Genomic DNA, 18,987 nt, shown 5'->3' on the forward strand with positions numbered 1-18,987 from the left:
ACAATTGCTTAACAGGGAGATGAATGCTGTGTATCAGGAAGAACGTCTGGTCAGTATTCTCGATTATTTGAAAACCCATCAAAGTATGTCCGTAAACGAGATATGCGCCCACCTTCATATTTCGCGCGACACAGCCAGGAGAGACATTGTCAAACTGACCGGGCAGGGCGCGGCAATCCGGACGCACGGCGGCATTGCCCTGCCCGATTTACAAAACACGGTATTGGCGTACCGGGAAAGACTTCAGACTTTTTCCGACGAGAAGATACGGATTGGAGCAACGGCTCTTTCGTTCATTCACGAGAAGGGCCACTATTTCTTTGATACATCGACCACCGTGTCAGCGATGGCAAGACAGCTCGACATAGAAACCGCCGTATACACCCACTCCCTGGATATTGCCGAAATATTGTCCGATCGGGCCCGATCGACCGTCTTTCTCTTTGGCGGGGCGCTCAACAAGACAAATCGTTATCTGTTTGATAGCGAAAGTGCCCGTCAGCTTGAGCGGATCCGCTTTGACTGTTCCTTTCTCGGCGCGGCGGCGATAGCGGAAGACGGTTTTTACTATCACGATAAAGATGACGCTTTTATAAAAGGAACAGCCGCTGCCCGGTCCGACCGGACCATCGTCCTTGCCGACAGCAAGAAATTCACAAAAGTGAGCCGTTTTAAAGGACTCGGCTGGGAAAACGTCGATACACTGATCACCAGCGAAAGACCGCCCGCACCCTTCATGCATACTTTATCGCTGTACGGGACGGAACTCATGATTGCGAAATAGCCGGAAACGCTGTCTAAAAGCGCCCAAAATAAATATTCGAAGGAGATAAAATGTCTATTAAACTTGTCTTCAGCGACATCGACGGAACACTGCTCAACTCCAGCCATCAAATCAGCAAAAAAACACGCCGGTCTGTTCATGATTTGTCACAAAAGGGCATCCCTTTTATTTTAGTTTCCGCGCGCATGCCGGACGGAATACTTCCTCTGCAGCATGAACTTGCCATTTCCGATCCGATCATTTGTTACGGCGGAGCGCTGATTCTCGGTTGCGAAAAATCGGACGGTCTGAGAAATGTGATGCTCAGCAGGCCCATCGAGCCGAATATAATCTTTTCTATTTATGACTTGGTTCATAAGCATTTCCCCGCTATCAGCGTGTCCGCCTACAGCCCGGATAAATGGTTTGTTCCGGAACCGGATAATGCCTGGATTACACAGGAACAGGCGATCACAGGTACCCGGACCCATCTTTTGCATTTTGCGGACGACGGCATGAATAAAGATTTCCCCGCAATCAACAAAGTCCTGTGCATGGGACCTCCCGCGGCCATCGATTCTCTTGAAACGGTGCTGACGGAAAACGGGATTAGTGCTTCGTTCTATAAATCGAAACCTTCTTATCTGGAGATCATTGCGAAAAGAGCCGGCAAGTCGGCAGCCGCGGCTCTGCTGATGGAATCCTGCCATGTTAAAAGGGAAGAAACCATGGCGTTCGGCGACAACTTCAACGATCTGGACCTGCTGCGTTTTGCCGGCGCCGGCATCGCAATGGGCAATGCCCCGGATCAAGTCAAAGCAGGCGCCGATGCGACGACGCTGTCCAATGACGAGGACGGCATTCCGGCCGCACTCGAAGCATACGGTTTAATCTAACCGGCACATATTGCTATTGCGGTCCGCCGGCCGATGCTCCCTTTAAAAATTCATCGAGGAAGCGGAATAACAGTGTCTTATTTCTTTCAATTTTATCCGGCCGGCCGGTCATCTCCCGCTTCTTCTGAATAAAACGCCCGCCTTCCGGCTCATCTTGAGACTGAGCGATCAGACGGCTGATAGTTTCCTCGTTCATTTCGATGTGGAACTGCAGGCCGGCGGCGCGATCGCCGTAGATAAAGGCCTGATTTCTGCAGGCAGCGCTGGAAGCCGTCCGCACCGCGCCTTCAGGGAGCGTGAAGGTATCGCCGTGCCAGTGGAACACATCCAGTGTGCCGGGGAAAAGCCGAAACGGGCCCTTCCTGTTTTCCGGGAAAAAGACCGGAAACCAGCCGATCTCTTTTTCTTCCCCCGGATAAATTTTCCCGTCTAGACAATCGGCAAGCAGCTGGGCACCCAGGCAAATACCGAGAACCGGCAGCCCGCGCTCCAGAACGTCCCGGATAAATTTTTTCTCTTCGCGGAGCCAGGGATACTTTTCTTCCTCATAAATATTCATCGGCCCGCCCATAATCACCAGCAAATCGATATTTTCTGCATCCGGAAGCTTATGCGATTCAAAAAAATGCGTCCCGATGAACGAATAATGCCTTTCTGCCGCCCAGACGGCAATGTTCCCGGGCGACTCAAACGGAACATGCTGAAAGTAATGAATATGCATTTTGCGGACAACTTCCTTTCATTCTGTTTTATACCCTCGGATCTGCCGATAAATTCTCGAATGCGCCGTTTCCGGCACAAAGAGCATGTACTATCATTATATAGGATAAAGGAAAATCAACGAATAAGGCCGTGCGTCTGCCGGGCTTTTCTCAAAAAAATACGCTATTAAAAGCGAACAGGCAGGTTAATAAAAACAATCTCTTTAACTTGCCCGGGACGCCATCAGCTCTGCTGCGGAAGCTGGCCGCACGATCGTGCACCGGAAAAATTCCGTATCATCACGGACGGAACAAAAAAAGATTTATCATCAACGTCGGGCAGCGGTTGCCGTTTAGGACAGGGGGGAACGGCGTCCCGATGCCGGGCAATCGCAACGCCTGAATCGCCCGCCGATAAAAAAATCCGCTCATTTTCTTACTTTATACAAAAAAATCCGTTCGAAGAGAATCCGGACGGATTTTATATTGTCAAAGCATTTATCAAAGAATCATTCAATCAAACATGTCCCCCAGCATATCCAGTACGGATTTCTTCTTTTTCTTCCGGGGATACTCCGAATGTCTGTCATCGTCCCGATCATGATGCTCGTGATCGTCATGTCTGCGGTCGTGCCAATCTTCATATTCCCTGTCGTCTTGTTCGTACCATTGATTAAACGGCTGTCGGATTTCTCTTACTCGCTCCGTAATTTTTTCCAGCTCTCCGCGGTCCAGCCAGACTCCCTTGCAGCTCGGGCAGATATCGATGATCACGCCGTCCCGCTCCATTTCTTTCATTCGCACATCTTCGCATGCCGGACAATTCATCTTCATCGCTCCCCTTCTGTATAATTCTCCTTATTTTATTATAACAAATTTTTTTAGCGGTGATGATTTAGACCAAATGCCGGTGATGGATGCGCCCCATTTCCGGAAAACGCTTAAGATACTTCTGGAAAAGCCGGGTTCAACTATTGTGAACAAATTGTCACAGATGGAATGAAAGCGCTTTCTATTATTGAGCTATAATGATGGGAGAGTAGATACATTTACTCTACACGAAGGAGGATGAAAAACCATGGAAGCCGTAATGGAGAGAAATAGCGCAGCGTGGGACGGATTTGTCGACGGGAACTGGAAAAGAGAAATAGACGTCCGTGATTTTATCATGAAAAATCTGACCTCCTATGACGGTGACGAATCCTTTCTCGCAGGGCCGACCCCAAATACGGAACGGCTTTGGAAACAAGTGATGCAGCTGTCCGAAGAAGAAAGAAAAAAAGGCGGCGTGCTGGATCTGGATACTGAAGTCGTATCCACGATGACATCGCACAAACCCGGTTATTTGAATAAAGACATTGAAAAGATAGTCGGCGTCCAGACCGATCAGCCGTTCAAACGTGCGCTGATGCCTTTCGGCGGCATCCGCGTGGCAAAGCTGGCCTGCGAATCATACGGTTATAAAGTCAGCGACGAAATGGAAAAAATTTTTACCGATTACCGAAAAACGCATAATCAGGGTGTGTTCGACGCCTATACGGATGAAATGAAACTGGCCCGTCACGTCGGTATTATCACCGGCCTCCCCGACGCGTACGGACGCGGAAGGATCATCGGCGACTACCGCCGCGTCGCACTTTACGGAGTCGATTACCTTATTGAACAGAAGAAAATCGATAAAAAGAATACAGGCAGCAAAATGACGGAGGACGTCATTCGGCTCAGAGAAGAACTGACGGAACAGATCCGTGCGCTGAGGGATATGAAAACGATGGCGGCTGATTACGGCTTCGATATTTCCAAACCGGCAAAGAATGCGAGAGAAGCTTTTCAGTGGCTGTATTTCGGATATCTCGCTTCGGTAAAAGAACAGAACGGGGCCGCTATGAGCCTTGGCCGTACCTCGACATTCCTTGACATCTATATTGAGAGAGATCTGGCCAAACATCTTTTGACAGAATCGGAAGTCCAGGAACTGGTCGACCACTTTGTCATGAAACTTCGTCTTGTGAAATTCGCCCGCACACCGGACTATAATGAATTGTTTAGCGGCGACCCGACATGGGTAACAGAATCACTGGGGGGCATGGCTGTCGACGGCCGTTCGCTGGTGACCAGGAATTCATTCCGTTTCCTGCATACTCTTGAAAATCTCGGGCCCGCGCCGGAACCGAACCTGACCGTCCTCTGGTCCAAACAGCTGCCCGAAGCATTCAAGAAATACTGCGCCAGGATTTCGATCAAAACAAGTGCGATTCAATATGAGAACGACGATCTGATGCGTGTCGAATACGGCGACGACTACGGCATTGCCTGCTGCGTGTCGGCGATGCGCATCGGTAAACAGATGCAATTCTTCGGCGCCCGGGCAAATCTGGCCAAGACGCTGCTTTATGCGATCAACGGCGGTGTCGATGAAATTCAGAAGGTTCAGGTTGCGCCTCCTTACGCCCCGGTGACAGACGACGTGCTGGATTATGACGATGTGATGGCTAAATTCGACCGGATGATGGATTGGCTTGCCGATCTTTATATCAACACGCTCAATGTGATTCATTACATGCACGATAAATACTGCTACGAACGCAGCGAGATGGCGCTTCATGACACGCATATCCTGCGTACGATGGCGACGGGTATCGCGGGACTGAGCGTCGCCGCGGATTCCCTGAGCGCGATCAAGTACGCGAAGGTTCATGTTGTTCGCGACGAAAACGGCCTGGCCGTAGATTTTAATACGGAGGGCGATTTCCCGAAATACGGCAACAACGACGATCGTGTCGACTCTATTGCCGTTGATCTGGTGAAACGGTTCATGACGAAGCTGAAAAAGACCGAAACCTATCGCGAGTCGGTACCGACTCTGTCGGTTCTGACGATCACGTCCAATGTCGTTTACGGAAAGAAAACGGGAAACACGCCGGACAGCCGCAAAAAGGGCGAACCTTTTGCTCCGGGCGCCAATCCGATGCACGGACGCGACACAAAAGGAGCGCTTGCCTCGCTGACTTCTGTCGCCAAGCTCCCGTACCGCTATGCACTGGACGGCATTTCAAACACATTTTCGATCGTGCCTCAGGCACTCGGAAAAGGAAAAGAAACGAGAGTTGCAAACTTAATAGCCATGCTTGACGGCTATGCCGAGAAAGGGGGTCATCACATTAATATCAACGTGTTTAACCGCGAGACGCTGCTTGATGCCATGGATCACCCTGAAAAGTATCCGCAGCTGACCATCCGTGTGTCCGGTTATGCCGTTAACTTTATTAAACTTACTCGTGAACAGCAGCTTGAAGTCGTGCACCGCACATTCCATGAATCGATATGAGCGGCTGTATCCGGCCAATGAAGATGATGAGCCGGGAGGAGGGATAACATGGTTGCGGGCAATATCCATTCGATTGAATCTTTCGGCACGGTTGACGGACCCGGTATTCGCTTCGTGGTGTTTCTGCAGGGTTGCCCCCTGCGCTGCAAATACTGCCATAATGTCGATACCCGGGAAATCGGCAGCGGAAAATCGATCAGCGTTGAACAGATTGTCGGCGAATTAAAAGATTACCTTCCGTTTATTCGGTCGTCCGGCGGAGGCATAACGGTCAGCGGCGGAGAGCCGCTGCTGCAGATGCCGTTTCTTACGGAGCTGTTCAAAGCGTGCAAAGCAATCGGCATCCATACAGCAATTGACACATCCGGAGGCTGTTATGTCGATGCGCCTTTTTTCCACAGAGCTTTTGATCAATTGGCGAACTACACGGATCTTATTCTGCTGGATCTGAAAGAAATCGATTCCGACAAGCACAAATGGCTGACCGGCCTGCCGAATAAAAACATCCTCGCTTTCGCCCGGCTTCTGGCAGACAAGAACATTCCGGTCTGGATCCGCCATGTCCTCGTCCCCGGAGTGACCGATTCCGAGGACGACCTCGACCGGCTCGGCAAATTCATCAGCACACTCGATAACGTCGAGCGTGTCGAGATTCTGCCCTACCATAAGATGGGTATCTATAAATGGGAGGCACTCGGACTCAATTATGAATTAAAAGAAGTCCAGCCTCCCTCCGACCAGGAACTGAAGAGGGCCTATCAGTTGTTTCGGCGGAATCTTGAGGAAGGTCTTGTTGCTATTCCCGAATGAAGCAGAACATCCTGCCGCTACAGGCAGGATGTTTTATTTTTTTCAGCCGGTAAAATTTTACGAGTATTCCTTTAGCTCATTGTCCTGCTGTGCCGTCAATTGATGGCCGGCGCCTCCTGAAACCATCTATGAAAGGTGGAAAGCGTTTCCACGATCCATAAACTTCTGCAGCAGTCAATAAACGTCCTGCCGCGGTTGATAAACCGGGTGTACCTGCTGAAGACTGATAAAATCAATGGCGACCGATACCCCCCCGGCGATGGTCGATAAGCTGCGCCTAATGACCGATAAAATCCCGGTGGCGACCGATAAAACGTACCTAATGACCGATAAGCTGCGCCTAATGACCGATAAACCGGACGTCATGACCGATAAAATCCCGGCGACCGATAAAACGTGCCTAATGACCGATAAATCTCAGCAATGATCGATGGAATGTCCGCGACATCCGATAAGCTGCCGATGCAAAAAGACCGGCGCTAAAATCGGTTTCCTGTATTCGTTATCCCCTTTCTGCTTAGCATTTGACAACGATCTCCGCCGCCCGGGCAACGCGGAACTGAACGCCGTTTTCTACTCTTTCGAACGCAACAGGCTTCCCGTCTGCGGCCACTTCGGACGGCCTGATATTATTGAGAATGAATTTAAAAGATCGGTAAGCCTTGTTGTAACCTGAATGTTTTTTATTTAAAGCAATTTTTACCGTCTTTCCCGTTCCGTCCTTTCGAACGGTAATTTGATAGAGATTATAGGCGCCTTGACGATACGCGAATGTCTCGCCGTCGTCCTGATAATGTTCATAATAACTGTCCGCGCCGCCGTCCGGAAGATAGATGTCCAGAGCCAGCTCCTCAATCTCTATCTCACCGACATAATGTTGAACCGGATAATTCGGGATGATGCTTCCCGTTTTTATATAAACCGGACATACGTCAAGGGGCGTCTCTTTGATGACATACCGGCCTCCCTTGAACTCTTCTTTCGTCCAGTAGTCGACCCAGCCGCTGCCCGCGGGCAAATAAACGATCCGCGCCTTTGCGCCCTGTTCCACTATCGGAGCGACCAGGATATTTTCACCGCAGAGGAACTGATCATTGATCTCATAAGTTTTCGGATCGTCCTGATAGTGCAGCAGCAGCGGACGGATCAGCGGCAGGCCGTTTTCTTCCTCGCGATGGAAAATATCATAGAAATACGGAAGCAGCCGATAGCGCAGTTTGATATATTTACGGTTAATGCTCGCCGATTCTTCATCGAATGCCCAGGGCTCCTGATCCCTGGTGAATATGCCGGAATGATTGCGGAAAAGGGGCGCGAAGCAGCCGACCTGAATCCAGCGTGTGAGCAGTTCCGCCGTGCAGTCGAATCCGAATCCGCCGACATCGGCGCCGCAGAAAGCCATGCCGCTTAATCCGAGATTCATCAGCATCGGCAGCGACATTCTCAGGTGCTCCCATATGCTTTGATTGTCGCCGGTCCAGACGGTCGAATATTTCTGTGTCCCGGCGTAGCATGCCCGTGTAACAACAAACGGCCGTTTGCCGGTTGCCTTTTTTATACCTTCATAAGTCGCTTTCGACATGTAGTGTCCGTAGACATTATGAATTTCTCTATGATCGGCAGGCACGCCGTTATCATTGAAAACGACATCGCCGGGAAGAGGCCCGTTGAAGCTTGCCGGTTCATTCATATCATTCCAAATGCCCGCAACGCCGGTGTCTGTCATGATTTTCTGATTGTCCGCCCACCATGCCCGGACCTTTTCATTTGCAAAATCGGGATAGAGCGCGTCTCCCGGCCAAACCCGATTGACGTAGGGAATGCCGTCCTTGTCCGTGGCAAAATAGCCGTTTCTGATTCCCTGATCGTAAATGGTATAACCCTTGTCCTTCTTGATCCCGGGATCGATAATCGTAACGACTTTAAAGCCTCTGCTTCTGAGATCGGCCAGCGTTTTTTTCGGATCGGCAAACTTCGCTTTATCCCAGGTAAAGGCCCGATAGCCGTCCATATAGTCAATATCGAGGTAGAGAACGTCGCACGGAATATCCTTTTCTCTGAAAAGGCCGGCAATTTCGCGCAGCCTTTTCTCCGGTGTGTACGCCCACCGGCACTGCTGGTATCCGAGTGCCCAGAGCGGCGGCAGCGGCGTTGTTCCGGTCAGATAAGTATAGCCGCCGACAACTTCCCCGACCGACGGCCCGTAGATGAAATAATAATCCAGATTGCCGTCGACGGCGCCGAATGAATAGTAGCCGCTGTTCTCTTTGCCCATATCGAAGACAGATTCATACGTATTATCGAAAAAAATGCCGAAGGCCTGTTTCTCTTTGAGCGCAATAAATAAAGGAATCGATTTGTACATTGCCTCGAAACTCTCAACATGAGGGCTTGCATCATCCGTATTCCACATTTTGTAATGGGTGCCTTTTTTATTCAGATGGCCGGTTTTATCTCCCAGTCCATAGAAGTACATCGCTTTCTCCATCTTTTTAAGCACTTTTATTTTCAGCCGCTGTTTCTCGGCCGCGAACTTGTGCCCTTCTTCAGCCGCAAGATCCAGCCCTTCCCCGGATCCCCTCCTTACGAACGGCTGATCGCCGCCCCTGTAATCTTCGCATAAAACGGTTCCGTCGGCGTTGAAAATATCAACCTTAAACTCATCGTAGATATTCACGACTAACTTTTCAGTCCTGACAACAATTTTTCGATGCTCATGTCTGACGGAAAGGCTGCCCGGCGCAGTCCTGAGGTTCTCCACAGCCCTGGAAATGCCCTGTTTCGCCGATAAAGGCGCGAAAAAATGAATAATCGAAGGTGTGATCACTTCAGCCAGAACGCTGTTTTGTTCAAATTCAATCATGATTTTATTGTCCTGCTGTTTAAAATGTTTTATCAGGCCGAACATATAATCTCCTCGCTTTTCCGATAGAATATTGAACAGACAGTCGGACATCCGTTTTATCTTTTTCTTAATCCGGCCGGCAGTGACGGGTCAATGCCCCTCAAAGAATTAAACCGCTTACGTAAAAATGCTTCACTCGCGAAGGGCTTCGGCAGTATCAATCATCGTAAGAACCCGCCAGGACAAAGAACCGATGCTTTTTCATAATATTCAGCTAAAGATTAGCTTAGCATTGTCATCAAGCATTAACAACGGTCCCCCGGCACAGAACAGACGACGGACTGCGGACGGATAGAAAAAGATCAGCCGCAAAGCCTCAAAAATTTTTTTCTGCCCAGCCGCATGATTTTCATGATAAGTATTTCCAGAGAGTATCCCTTCAGTTTAAATCTGGCCGAACCGCAGCATGAATCGGTGACATCTCTAATAAATATGGATATTCTTTCCCGAAAAACGATATAATTTGAAGGCAGGCGATCGATTTCCATAGGCGGATGATAAATTTTGAAATGTTCGGTATTTTTCTGCCCCTATTTGCTTATGCACACAGTCCGCAGTTATCGGGCTTCACTCATTTTATCGATTGTCGCCGGGATTTTATCGGTCGCTAGACGCAGTTTTTCGGTCATAACGTCCGCTTTATCGGTCGCCGCCGACGCTTTTTCGGTCATTAAGCGCAGTTTTTCGGTCTTCACTCATTTTATCGGTCGTTAGGCACGGTTTTTCGGTCATAACGTCCGGTTTATCGGCCGCCGTCGACGCTTTATCGATCATTAAGCGCAGTTTTTCGGTCTTCACTCATTTTACCGGTTGTCGGCAGGATTTTATCGGTCGCTAGACGCAGTTTTTCGGTCATAACGTTCGGTTTATCGGTCGTCGCCAACGCTTTTTCGGTCATTAAGCGCAGTTTTTCGGTCTTCACTCATTTTACCGGTTGTCGCCGGGATAATCATTTTATTCTATTATAAAGGAAACAGGTGTAAGCGATGACAAATCGCCGCTATGTTATTTTATTCAGCACTTTTTACATTATTTTAATGGCTCTGGTGGCCGTCTTCAATTTCGTCTCCGGAAACGCTTTTTTCGGATCGATCGGACTGGCCGGCATGCTGTGCGGGGCCGTTCCTGCCCTGCTGACTGTTTTTAAACGTTTCAGGCCCGATCTGCCGCTCGCCATCACCTATCTCATCTTTTTGTTCGGATCTCAGTTTCTCGGATCGGTTCTAGGCTTTTACCGAATTCACGGATGGGATAAGCTGGTGCATGGACTGAGCGGTGTCGTTCTTGCTTTTGCAGCCATTGCTCTTTACAGGATGTTTGTCGGCCGCCGGGATGCGGGACAAAGGATCTCCCCGTGGTTCCTTTTTCTCTTCATCCTGTCATTCTCAGCGCTTGGCGGGCTCTTTTGGGAAATCTATGAATTCAGCATCGACCAGCTGTTCGGTACAACCATGCAGATCGACAATACAGATACGATGACCGATCTAATAGCAGATGTGGCCGGCGCACTCGTGATCGCTCTGTGGATCAGAATCCGGGCAAAAAGAAATTAAGCGGGCATCGGCAATCTGTCAGACTATGAAAAATGGCCCGGAGCCCGGACCGTGAACGCACGCTCATTCATGGTCCGGCACTTTTCTCAGGATCAGAGCGCCAATAATAAAGAGAATGGCCACACTGAGCACACCGACATTCGTCCGCCCCGACAGCTGAGTCGCCGCAGCGAGCAGAAGAGGACCCAGGACCGTTGAAAATTTGCCGAAGATGCTGTAAAAACCAAAGAATTCATTGGCCGACTCCTTAGGGACCAGCCTCGCAAAATAGGAGCGGCTGATCGCCTGAATGCCGCCCTGCGACGTGGCGACGAGCATGGCCAGTATCCAGAAATCAAGAGCTGTCTTCATGAAATAGGCATAGGCGCATACGACGATGTAGACGGCGATGCCGGCGTAAAGCATTTTTTTGGCACCCAACCGCTCAGAAAGACGGCCGTAGAGCACGGCAAACGGGGCGGCCACCCATTGAGTCACAAGCAGAATCAACAAAAGCTGAGCCGCTCCGATTCCGAGATCGGTCCCGAATGAAGTGGACATTGTGATGACAGTGCCGACACCGTCAATATAGAAAAAGTAGGCCAATAGGAAAAGGAAAACGGCAGGATAGCTTTTTACCGATTGAATAGTATGAAACAGGCGCCGGAAACTCGCTGTGACCGGTCTCGACACGCGCTCAATAAAATAGCGCTGCCGGACGTTTTTTAAAAAAGGAATGGTGAACAGCCCCCACCAAAGTGCCGTCACCGCAAACGACAGTCTGCTCGCCGCTCCGACAGTCATCGGAATTCGGCCGTTCTGGGCAAGCATGACAAGCGCTATGCAAAAAATGAAGGGGATGGAGCCGCCGATATAACCGAGCGCGAATCCCCTGGCAGATACTTGATGCATCCGTCCATTTGACGTGACATCGACAAGAAAGGCATTGTAAAAAACATTCGCCCCGGCAGATCCGATTAAGGCAATAAAATAGAAGACGAGTACCGCCGTCCACTGTGACGCCGGGATCAGGGCGAGAAGAGCGGTGAACAGAACGCCGAGAAAGAAAAAAACTGTAAAAAAACGTTTTTTATATCCCCTGAAGTCGGCAATCGTCCCCAAAATCGGGGCAAGGAGGGCAATGATCAGCGTGGCAAAAGAATTGACATAGCCCCATATGGCGGTCGACTCAGGCCCGCTCATGCCTGCTTCCGCCGCTGCGGATTTGAAATAGATCGGGAGCAGCGCCGTCATCATGACAACAGAAAAGACCGTGGTTGCCCAGTCATAAAATATCCAGCTAGTTTCCTCCCGGGACCATTTTTTCATCGAACACGCTCCGTTCCCTTTTTGGTTAAGTGCAGGAATACTGGAAGGTAATCTTTCAGCTTCTATCGTCTATTCTATAGAACGCACGGCTGTTTTGTCTGAAAATGATCGATTATTTACAATAACTTATCATTGATCCGGGTAAAAAATCCCACTGCCTCTTTCACGCACATTGAGTGCAACATCCGGACTCCGCCGTTATAATGAATACGGATGTTATCATGATATCCGACACAGAATTCAAAATCGGGAGGAACAGAGAATGAAGACAGTCGTTGTCTCAGATTTTGGCGGTCCGTCCGTCTTAAAAGTAGCCGAAACGGACATCCCTTCTATAGATGCAAGGCAAGTGCTGATCCGCATTATCGCAACCAGCGTCAATTTTGCCGACATTATGTCACGGCAGGGCCGCTATCACTCGGGCGGCAAGCCGCCTTTTATTCCCGGCCTGGACGCAGCCGGCATCATTGAAAAGGTCGGGTCTGATGTGCACCGTCTTAAGCCCGGCCAGCGGGTCATTGCGCTTCTTAAAAACGGCTCTTATTCGGAATATACGGTTTCCGATGAAAATCTGACTTTCCCGATTCCGGATAACGTTGATTTTGAGACAGCCGCGGCCTGTCCGACCGTCTCCTTCACCTCGTATAAGCTGCTTGCCGACGTGGCGCGCCTTGCTCCCGGCGAGACGGTGCTGATCCACGCTGCGGCGGGCGGAATCGGCACAACGGCCGTCCAGCTTGCCCGGATCATGGGCGCAAAACAAGTGATCGGCACGGTTGGAAATGATCGGAAGCGCGACGCTGCTCTGGAAGCAGGCGCGGACCATGTCATTAATTATCAGACTGAAGACTTTGCAGCAAAAGTCAAAGAATTGACTGACGGAAAAGGTGCTGACGTCATTCTTGATTCGATTTCCGGTGATGTCGCCGAAAAAAGTCTTACCTGCCTCGCCATGTACGGAAGACTTGTCAATTTCGGCAGTGCAGCAGGAGGAACGGGACATTTCAAGACAACGGATCTGCATTCAAGCTGCCGTGCCGTTCTCGGTTTCAGTCTCGGAACAACAATCAGGAACCGGCCGGATCTTCTGAGCAATGCTTCCGCCGACATTTTCCGTTATTTAAAAGAGGGACGCCTGAAAATGAAAGTCGGGAGACATTATCCTCTGGAAGACGCGGCAAAAGCTCATGAATGGATGGAGAGCCACAAAAGTACAGGAAAAATCGTTCTGGATGTGGCGAAGTAAAAGGAGGCGGCCGTTAGGCCGTCTCCTTTTATTTTATATGAGTATCCCCTTAGTTCATTTTTCTGCTGTGCCGTCAATTGATGATCGACTCTTCCTGAAACCATCTCTTGAAAGGCGAGAACGTCTTCACGATCCATAAACTTCTGCAAGGGTCGATAAACTTATTGTCACGGTCGATAATCAAGACGTAACAGCCGATAACTCTAATGCCTGCCACGGTCGATAATGGGCTGAAATCCAATCCATACAGCCCGGCCGCCGGCCAACATCGGTCCGAGAATTCTCTCCAAAAAAATTGCTAATCGCCCTGAAAAAGGAATGAATCGCCCTAAAACAGCGAACTATCGCCCTGAAATGGGCTCGATTCGCCCTGTTCCGGCGGAGTATCGCTCCGTTAAGAGTTTAAACCGAAAGTAACAACCGATAAACTGTCTGCCACGGTTGGTTAAATCAATCGGGTACAATCTTGGTGCTTCGATTATTCACACTTATTGATCCCGGTCTGTTTACTGATACGCCGACGTTTCCCGGCGATTTTCACCACGATTTACATGGGTACGCGGCAGGCCAAAGAAAAAGATCAGGTGTTTCCGCCAGGTTAATGCCTGTCCGTGCCGGATATCCTCCTTTTCAGCGGAATAAACCGTTGTCCGCATAAACATTCGGGGCTATAGACTGCCGCTCGTGCCAGCCGCTCGTTTTTCGGAAGAATCGACGGCGCTTTCACGCCGCGGCCCAACTAGATATATGAGTTGGGGGAATACCCATTTTACTTTATTCTGTTCAACCATGATTACTTGCCGGACGACGCGTTTATTTTTCCCGTCTGCACGCTCTTATTTCTCGTAAACAGGATCATGACAACAACCAGATAAATGAACCACGTCGCGCCCTGCAGATAGGTCGGATGGTCGGAGTAGCCCGCCAGGGCATTGAGCACCGCGCCGATCGCATCATGCTGATTCAGAACGCCGCTTAAATTATATATGTAGCCGGTCACCGGCAATATACCGGTCTCTGTTAACGCGGCGACGGCACTCCCAAGCAACCCCGCTGCAACGACAATCAGCAGGGAGCCCATTATTTGAAAGAAATAAGACAGATTCATTCGATAAGTACCGCTGTAGATACCGTAACCGATCAAAACGGCGAGGACAAGCCCGATGGCCGTACCCGATACGATGGGCAGCGGATTTGCAGACCGGCCGTTAAGGATGGCAAGAATAAACATCACAAATTCGGCGCCTTCGCGGATGACGGTGATAAACGCCAGAAAGACGAGCTGAAACACGTTTCCGCCGTGCAGTGCGTTATTGATTTTATCTTTGATGCCGGCGTTCAGCGACGATCCGTTCTTCTTCATCCAGAAAGTCATGTAAGTCAGTATCGTTACAGCCAGGAAAAAAATCGTCGCTTCAAGATAGGCCTGATACGCCCATTCGCCGGGGCCGTTAAAGCGATAAATGATCACTGCAAAACCAATGGATACAAGTGCTGCTAAAAAAAGGCCGGCCCAGATATACGTTTTTTTCTCTTTCTCGCCGATTTTACTTAGATAGGCAAAAATGATACCGGCGATGAGTGATATTTCAAGACCTTCCCTTAGAGCAACAAGAAAAGCGGCGTACATAAGGATCGTCCCTTCATATTCGAAATTGATAATCATTATCAATTGTTTTCACAAATATTTTAGCATGTGAGCCCGGTTCGTACAAGAAAAAAATGAAAAAATTCTTCTCTTTTGATTTAAACATTTCTTTTTTGCCATTCGCAAAGATCGCTGCAAAATGGAATATTCATTCAGAACCTATCTTTTCCGATATGAAACGGGAATTAACTTTGTCATCACACTGAAGCATCGGCTGATTGCCGGAACGGTCATGATCGGTCGAAAGCCGGAATTTGTTCAATGATTCATATTTGTTGATTTTCGTTTACTGAGGCGGGTTCGCCATTTACTTGCAATCAACGACCGTTCATTTTTTATTCGCATCTATCGATTCCCGTAACAGAGAATCAGGCAGTTTCCTTTAGAGCAGGAACGGATCGATTTTGAACGCGTCTCCTGCAGATTAAGAGCTGAAAAATACAAAAAAACCGGAAGCATCCTCTCCCGGTCACTCGATTTAAAAATCCGTTTTCGATGGCGGCCGGCCGATCAGAGCGATCCGTGCCGGCACTATTTTTCATAGATGACTAAGATTTAATTCTTATTCACTTTGCCCGGCCGGACCTGTTTGCCTGTCGCCGGGTCAAGAAACAATCTTTGTGCTTTCGGGCCCTGTTTGAAATTGAACATGCTATTGAGCGAACCAGCTATCGCATCAAATGAATGATTGCCGATCTTTCCCAGTTTCCAGTTGTCCTCGATAAAGCGCAGGATTGAAGTCTGGTCAGTCAAGGTATGGTCAACATAATTTGTTTTCGCATAAGACGAAATCACGAGAAGCGGAAGACGCGGGCCGTAGCCGGCGCGGTCGAGATAGTTTCCGAGACTCGGCGTTCCGCTGTTTCCGAGGCCGAACAAGGCATCGTTGCCCAGGTCGTTTGAGCCGTTGACCAGCGGACCCGCCACGTGATCATACCAGCCGTCCGAATCGTCATAGGCAATGACGACAGCCGTATCTTTCCATTGCGGCAGTTTTTGCAGTTTGTTAATCGTAGTCACAATAAAGTTCTGTTCATCAAGCGGATCGGAATAACCCGCATGGCCGTCCTGGTACATTCCCGCCTTCAGAAAGCTGACGGCCGGCAGACTGCCTTTATTTGCCGCGGTCCAGAAATCGGTCAGGTCGTATTGATGATTAGCCCGGTCCGTATAACCGATTTTACGGACGGATGACGGAGCCAGATGATTCGGGTTGGCCGTCGACTGATAATATTGGAAAGGTTCATGATGCGGACTGTAGTCGGTGACCGCAGTGCCCGCGATATTTACATGGGTTGCAGACGGATTGCGAAATCCTCCCTGAAACCAGCCCCAGGTTATTCCTTTGCTGTTAAGCAGATCGCCGATGTTCTTGCCGCTCGCGGAAACGCGCACCGCTGATTTCGAGGCCGAATCATAGTAGGGATCCGGATCGGCAATGACCGTGCCGTTTGCAACCTGGCCGGAAACGCCGGAAACGGCTTGTCCATTCTGATAGGCCGTCATGCCGTGTGTCTGGCCGGATACGAGATTAAGCGCGCCGGGTGTCGAAGGTCCGAAGGTTGTATTGTATGAATTGTCGCTCATTGAGAAGTTCTGCGCGTAGTTCCACAGAGCGGTCACCGTATTGCCGTCATAGTAGTTCATAACAACAGGATTACCGTTCCCGGCATATTGGACAAACTGATCCATTTTGCCTCCGTCATAGGCTTTCTGTTCCGCGCTGTAACTGTGATTCATGTCGGGAGTCATCGCCTGTGAGCGTGACAGCCGCTGCGGGTTGCTGGAATTCGGGTTGTCGGACAAAAGAGCACCCGTTAATCCATTAACGCTCGGCGTATTTGCCTTAGCGCTAAATGTCGGCTCGCCGGGCGTGCTGTTGGCTGCGTTCGGATACGTCCCGAAATAGTGATCAAAAGAAACGTTTTCATCAAAAAGGACGACAATGTGCTTAATTGGCGTTGCTGTCTGTGATTTAGCCGTTTTCACCGTCTGTGTCCGATGGTCAGTACTTTTGCCGAAAACAGAATCAGGAGCCGCCGCACTGAAGACCGCGCTCACGGCCAGCAGCGTGCCGGCAATGCTTGCTGCCATTCTCTTAACTCTCAACTTTTTCAACTCCTCTTAATCAGATTATCTTTTCGGAATAGGTTACTTTTTTAGTATAGCGTGCACAGCGTTAAGCAGATTTTAAGGTTTTATAATAATCAGGCGAAATATGAGTGCATCCGAATAGTTCGAAAGGTTCAAAAAAATGAAAAAGAGCGCACACAAAAAAGGCCTCAAAAGGCCTTTACCGGCAGATGGCGTGTTTTTGCTTTCCTTAAGAACTGCTCTCTTTTCCCTGCCGGATGGCCCCGGCAGAACGGGCACATTTTCCAAAAAAGCAGGCGATCAATCCAGCCTCTTGCGTTTTATCTCATCCTTCTCGAAGCTGAACAGAGTCGGACGGTCCTCAATAACCGTCTGCAGATGAACGGGCCGGCCCCAGAGCCGGACGAGATATTTCAGCACCCCTTCCATGTCCCTGACATCGAGCTCTATGCCTTCATAACGATGTTTCAGCAGCAGTTCTCCGTTGCTCTGGTAGTCCCCGTCTTCGACAACAATATACGGGAAACCGCCGTTGACTCTCATCGACACGAGCTGATCGCGGACATTTTTCCAGTCTTTATCCGTGATTGTATACTCATTGCCCTTTTTTTCAAACAGAAAGAGATCCTCCCGATAAACCAGTTCTTTAGTCAGATAATTGCGGATAAACGACTGATCAGACTCCAGTTCGCGGACCTCGAATATTTTTTCAGAACCGGATCCTTCTTTAATGCCATGCGCTCTCATCGTCTCGCTCGGATGATTATACCGTTTCTCAATATCCTCGAACAGCTTAAGCCCGAGATAGTAGGGATTGATGCTTTGCTGCGAAGGCTGCACCACCTGGGCATTCAGTTTCGCAAACTCAACTGCTTCGTCGGATGTCAGATCCAGTTCGCGGATGATCCGTGCGTGCCAGTATGAGGCCCATCCTTCATTCATAATCTTTGTCTCGAGCTGCGGCCAGAAATAAAGCATTTCTTCCCTGAGCATCGTTAAAATATCACGCTGCCAGTCTTCAAGGACCCGGCTGTACTCTTCAATGAAAAAGAGAAGATCTTTTTCGGGACGCTTCGGAAATTTGTTCTTTTCTTCTTCTTCGCCGCCCTTTTCTTCGACGTCATCGAGATCAAGCAAATCCTGGTACTGGGACAGCGGACGTTTCTTCTTCCTGGTCGGCTTTCCGGGCTTGCTGTCCAGCCAGTCTCCCTTTCTTATAATACGCGGATCCACATGTTCCTGAATAGCGAGCACCGCATCGATGAACTTTTCCACTTTTTTCCTGCCGTATTTTTCTTCGTAATCATGAATGCGTTCCGCAGTGGCGCTCATGCTCTCGACCATGTCCCGGCGGGTATTGACAAAGCGGACATTGTTTTTAAAGAAATCGCAGTGGGCAAGCACATGGGCAACAATCATTTTATTCTGAATCAGCGTGTTCGTATTGAGCAGAAAGGCGTAGCATGGGTCGGAATTAATCACGAGTTCATAAATTTTACTGAGGCCGAGATCGTACTGCATCTTCATTTTGTAAAACTGTTTGCCGAAACTCCAATGGGAAAAACGTGTCGGCATACCGTAGGCACCGAATGTATAAATAATGTCCGCAGGGCAAATCTCATAACGCATCGGATAAAAGTCAAGACCGAAACCTCTCGCGATTTCCGTTATTTCGTCGATGGAACGGTCAAGGGCTTTGAACTCTTCCTGATTCATTGGAGCGCCAGCCTCCTTT

16 protein-coding genes are annotated in these 18,987 nt (G+C 49.4%); 8 read left to right on the forward strand and 8 right to left on the reverse strand.

Going from position 1 to position 18,987, the window contains the following annotated elements; translation table 11 throughout:
• Positions 1-28: 28 nt before the first annotated feature.
• Positions 29-784 carry a DeoR/GlpR family DNA-binding transcription regulator gene (locus Q6A92_RS18590; RefSeq protein WP_332239004.1) on the forward strand — a complete coding sequence of 252 codons (756 nt, stop codon included), beginning with the start codon at positions 29-31 and terminating at the stop codon, positions 782-784.
• Between the two features lie 50 nt (positions 785-834).
• Entirely contained in the window at positions 835-1,659 is an 825-nt protein-coding gene (locus tag Q6A92_RS18595) for a Cof-type HAD-IIB family hydrolase (protein ID WP_274400528.1), read from the forward strand.
• Positions 1,660-1,672: 13 nt separating this feature from the next.
• Here the strand turns inward: Q6A92_RS18595 and Q6A92_RS18600 are convergent, their stop codons facing one another.
• Positions 1,673-2,380, reverse strand: a complete 708-nt coding sequence (locus Q6A92_RS18600; protein WP_332239005.1) for a type 1 glutamine amidotransferase — start codon at positions 2,378-2,380, stop codon at positions 1,673-1,675.
• A 493-nt stretch (positions 2,381-2,873) separates the two neighbouring features.
• Positions 2,874-3,188, reverse strand: a complete 315-nt coding sequence (locus tag Q6A92_RS18605; RefSeq protein ID WP_274400525.1) for a TFIIB-type zinc ribbon-containing protein — start codon at positions 3,186-3,188, stop codon at positions 2,874-2,876.
• Between the two features lie 250 nt (positions 3,189-3,438).
• Here Q6A92_RS18605 and pflB point away from each other — a divergent pair, with 250 nt between their 5' ends.
• From pflB to Q6A92_RS18620, 3 genes are all read left to right on the forward strand, one after another.
• Positions 3,439-5,688 carry a formate C-acetyltransferase gene (gene pflB / locus Q6A92_RS18610; protein WP_332239006.1) on the forward strand — a complete coding sequence of 750 codons (2,250 nt, stop codon included), beginning with the start codon at positions 3,439-3,441 and terminating at the stop codon, positions 5,686-5,688.
• A gap of 48 nt (positions 5,689-5,736) precedes the next feature.
• Positions 5,737-6,498 carry a pyruvate formate-lyase-activating protein gene (pflA, locus tag Q6A92_RS18615; RefSeq protein WP_274400523.1) on the forward strand — a complete coding sequence of 254 codons (762 nt, stop codon included), beginning with the start codon at positions 5,737-5,739 and terminating at the stop codon, positions 6,496-6,498.
• Between the two features lie 235 nt (positions 6,499-6,733).
• A complete protein-coding gene (locus Q6A92_RS18620) occupies positions 6,734-6,925 on the forward strand; it encodes a hypothetical protein (protein WP_332239007.1) in 192 nt (63 codons plus the stop codon).
• Between the two features lie 90 nt (positions 6,926-7,015).
• Here the strand turns inward: Q6A92_RS18620 and Q6A92_RS18625 are convergent, their stop codons facing one another.
• Positions 7,016-9,406, reverse strand: coding sequence for a glycoside hydrolase family 31 protein (locus Q6A92_RS18625; RefSeq protein ID WP_332239008.1), 2,391 nt, complete (start codon positions 9,404-9,406; stop codon positions 7,016-7,018).
• Between the two features lie 636 nt (positions 9,407-10,042).
• Positions 10,043-10,201 carry a hypothetical protein gene (locus Q6A92_RS18630; RefSeq protein ID WP_332239009.1) on the reverse strand — a complete coding sequence of 53 codons (159 nt, stop codon included), beginning with the start codon at positions 10,199-10,201 and terminating at the stop codon, positions 10,043-10,045.
• A gap of 188 nt (positions 10,202-10,389) precedes the next feature.
• On the opposite strand from Q6A92_RS18630, the gene Q6A92_RS18635 reads away from it, so the two are divergent.
• Complete coding sequence (locus Q6A92_RS18635) at positions 10,390-10,956, forward strand: hypothetical protein (protein WP_332239010.1); 567 nt, start codon at positions 10,390-10,392, stop codon at positions 10,954-10,956.
• Between the two features lie 63 nt (positions 10,957-11,019).
• Here Q6A92_RS18635 and Q6A92_RS18640 read toward each other — a convergent pair whose 3' ends face one another.
• Positions 11,020-12,264 (reverse strand): MFS transporter, encoded by a 1,245-nt coding sequence (locus Q6A92_RS18640; protein WP_332239011.1) that lies wholly within the window; start codon positions 12,262-12,264, stop codon positions 11,020-11,022.
• A gap of 262 nt (positions 12,265-12,526) precedes the next feature.
• Between Q6A92_RS18640 and Q6A92_RS18645 the strand changes: the two genes are divergently transcribed.
• A complete protein-coding gene (locus tag Q6A92_RS18645; protein ID WP_332239012.1) occupies positions 12,527-13,510 on the forward strand; it encodes a quinone oxidoreductase family protein in 984 nt (327 codons plus the stop codon).
• Positions 13,511-14,303: 793 nt separating this feature from the next.
• Here Q6A92_RS18645 and Q6A92_RS18650 read toward each other — a convergent pair.
• The gene (locus Q6A92_RS18650; RefSeq protein WP_332239013.1) at positions 14,304-15,176 is read right to left on the reverse strand and encodes an FTR1 family iron permease; all 873 of its coding nucleotides are present in this window, start codon (positions 15,174-15,176) and stop codon (positions 14,304-14,306) included.
• 121 nt (positions 15,177-15,297) lie between these two features.
• Here Q6A92_RS18650 and Q6A92_RS18655 point away from each other — a divergent pair, with 121 nt between their 5' ends.
• The gene (locus Q6A92_RS18655; RefSeq protein WP_274400513.1) at positions 15,298-15,423 is read left to right on the forward strand and encodes a hypothetical protein; all 126 of its coding nucleotides are present in this window, start codon (positions 15,298-15,300) and stop codon (positions 15,421-15,423) included.
• Positions 15,424-15,713: 290 nt separating this feature from the next.
• Here Q6A92_RS18655 and Q6A92_RS18660 read toward each other — a convergent pair whose 3' ends face one another.
• Complete coding sequence (locus tag Q6A92_RS18660; protein ID WP_332239014.1) at positions 15,714-17,267, reverse strand: phospholipase C; 1,554 nt, start codon at positions 17,265-17,267, stop codon at positions 15,714-15,716.
• A gap of 285 nt (positions 17,268-17,552) precedes the next feature.
• Entirely contained in the window at positions 17,553-18,968 is a 1,416-nt protein-coding gene (locus Q6A92_RS18665) for a SpoVR family protein (RefSeq protein WP_274400510.1), read from the reverse strand.
• Between the last annotated feature and the right edge of the window lie 19 nt (positions 18,969-18,987).

The sequence above is a fragment of the Sporolactobacillus sp. KGMB 08714 genome, assembly GCF_036598985.1.
In the GTDB taxonomy this organism is placed as follows: domain Bacteria; phylum Bacillota; class Bacilli; order Bacillales; family Sporolactobacillaceae; genus Sporolactobacillus.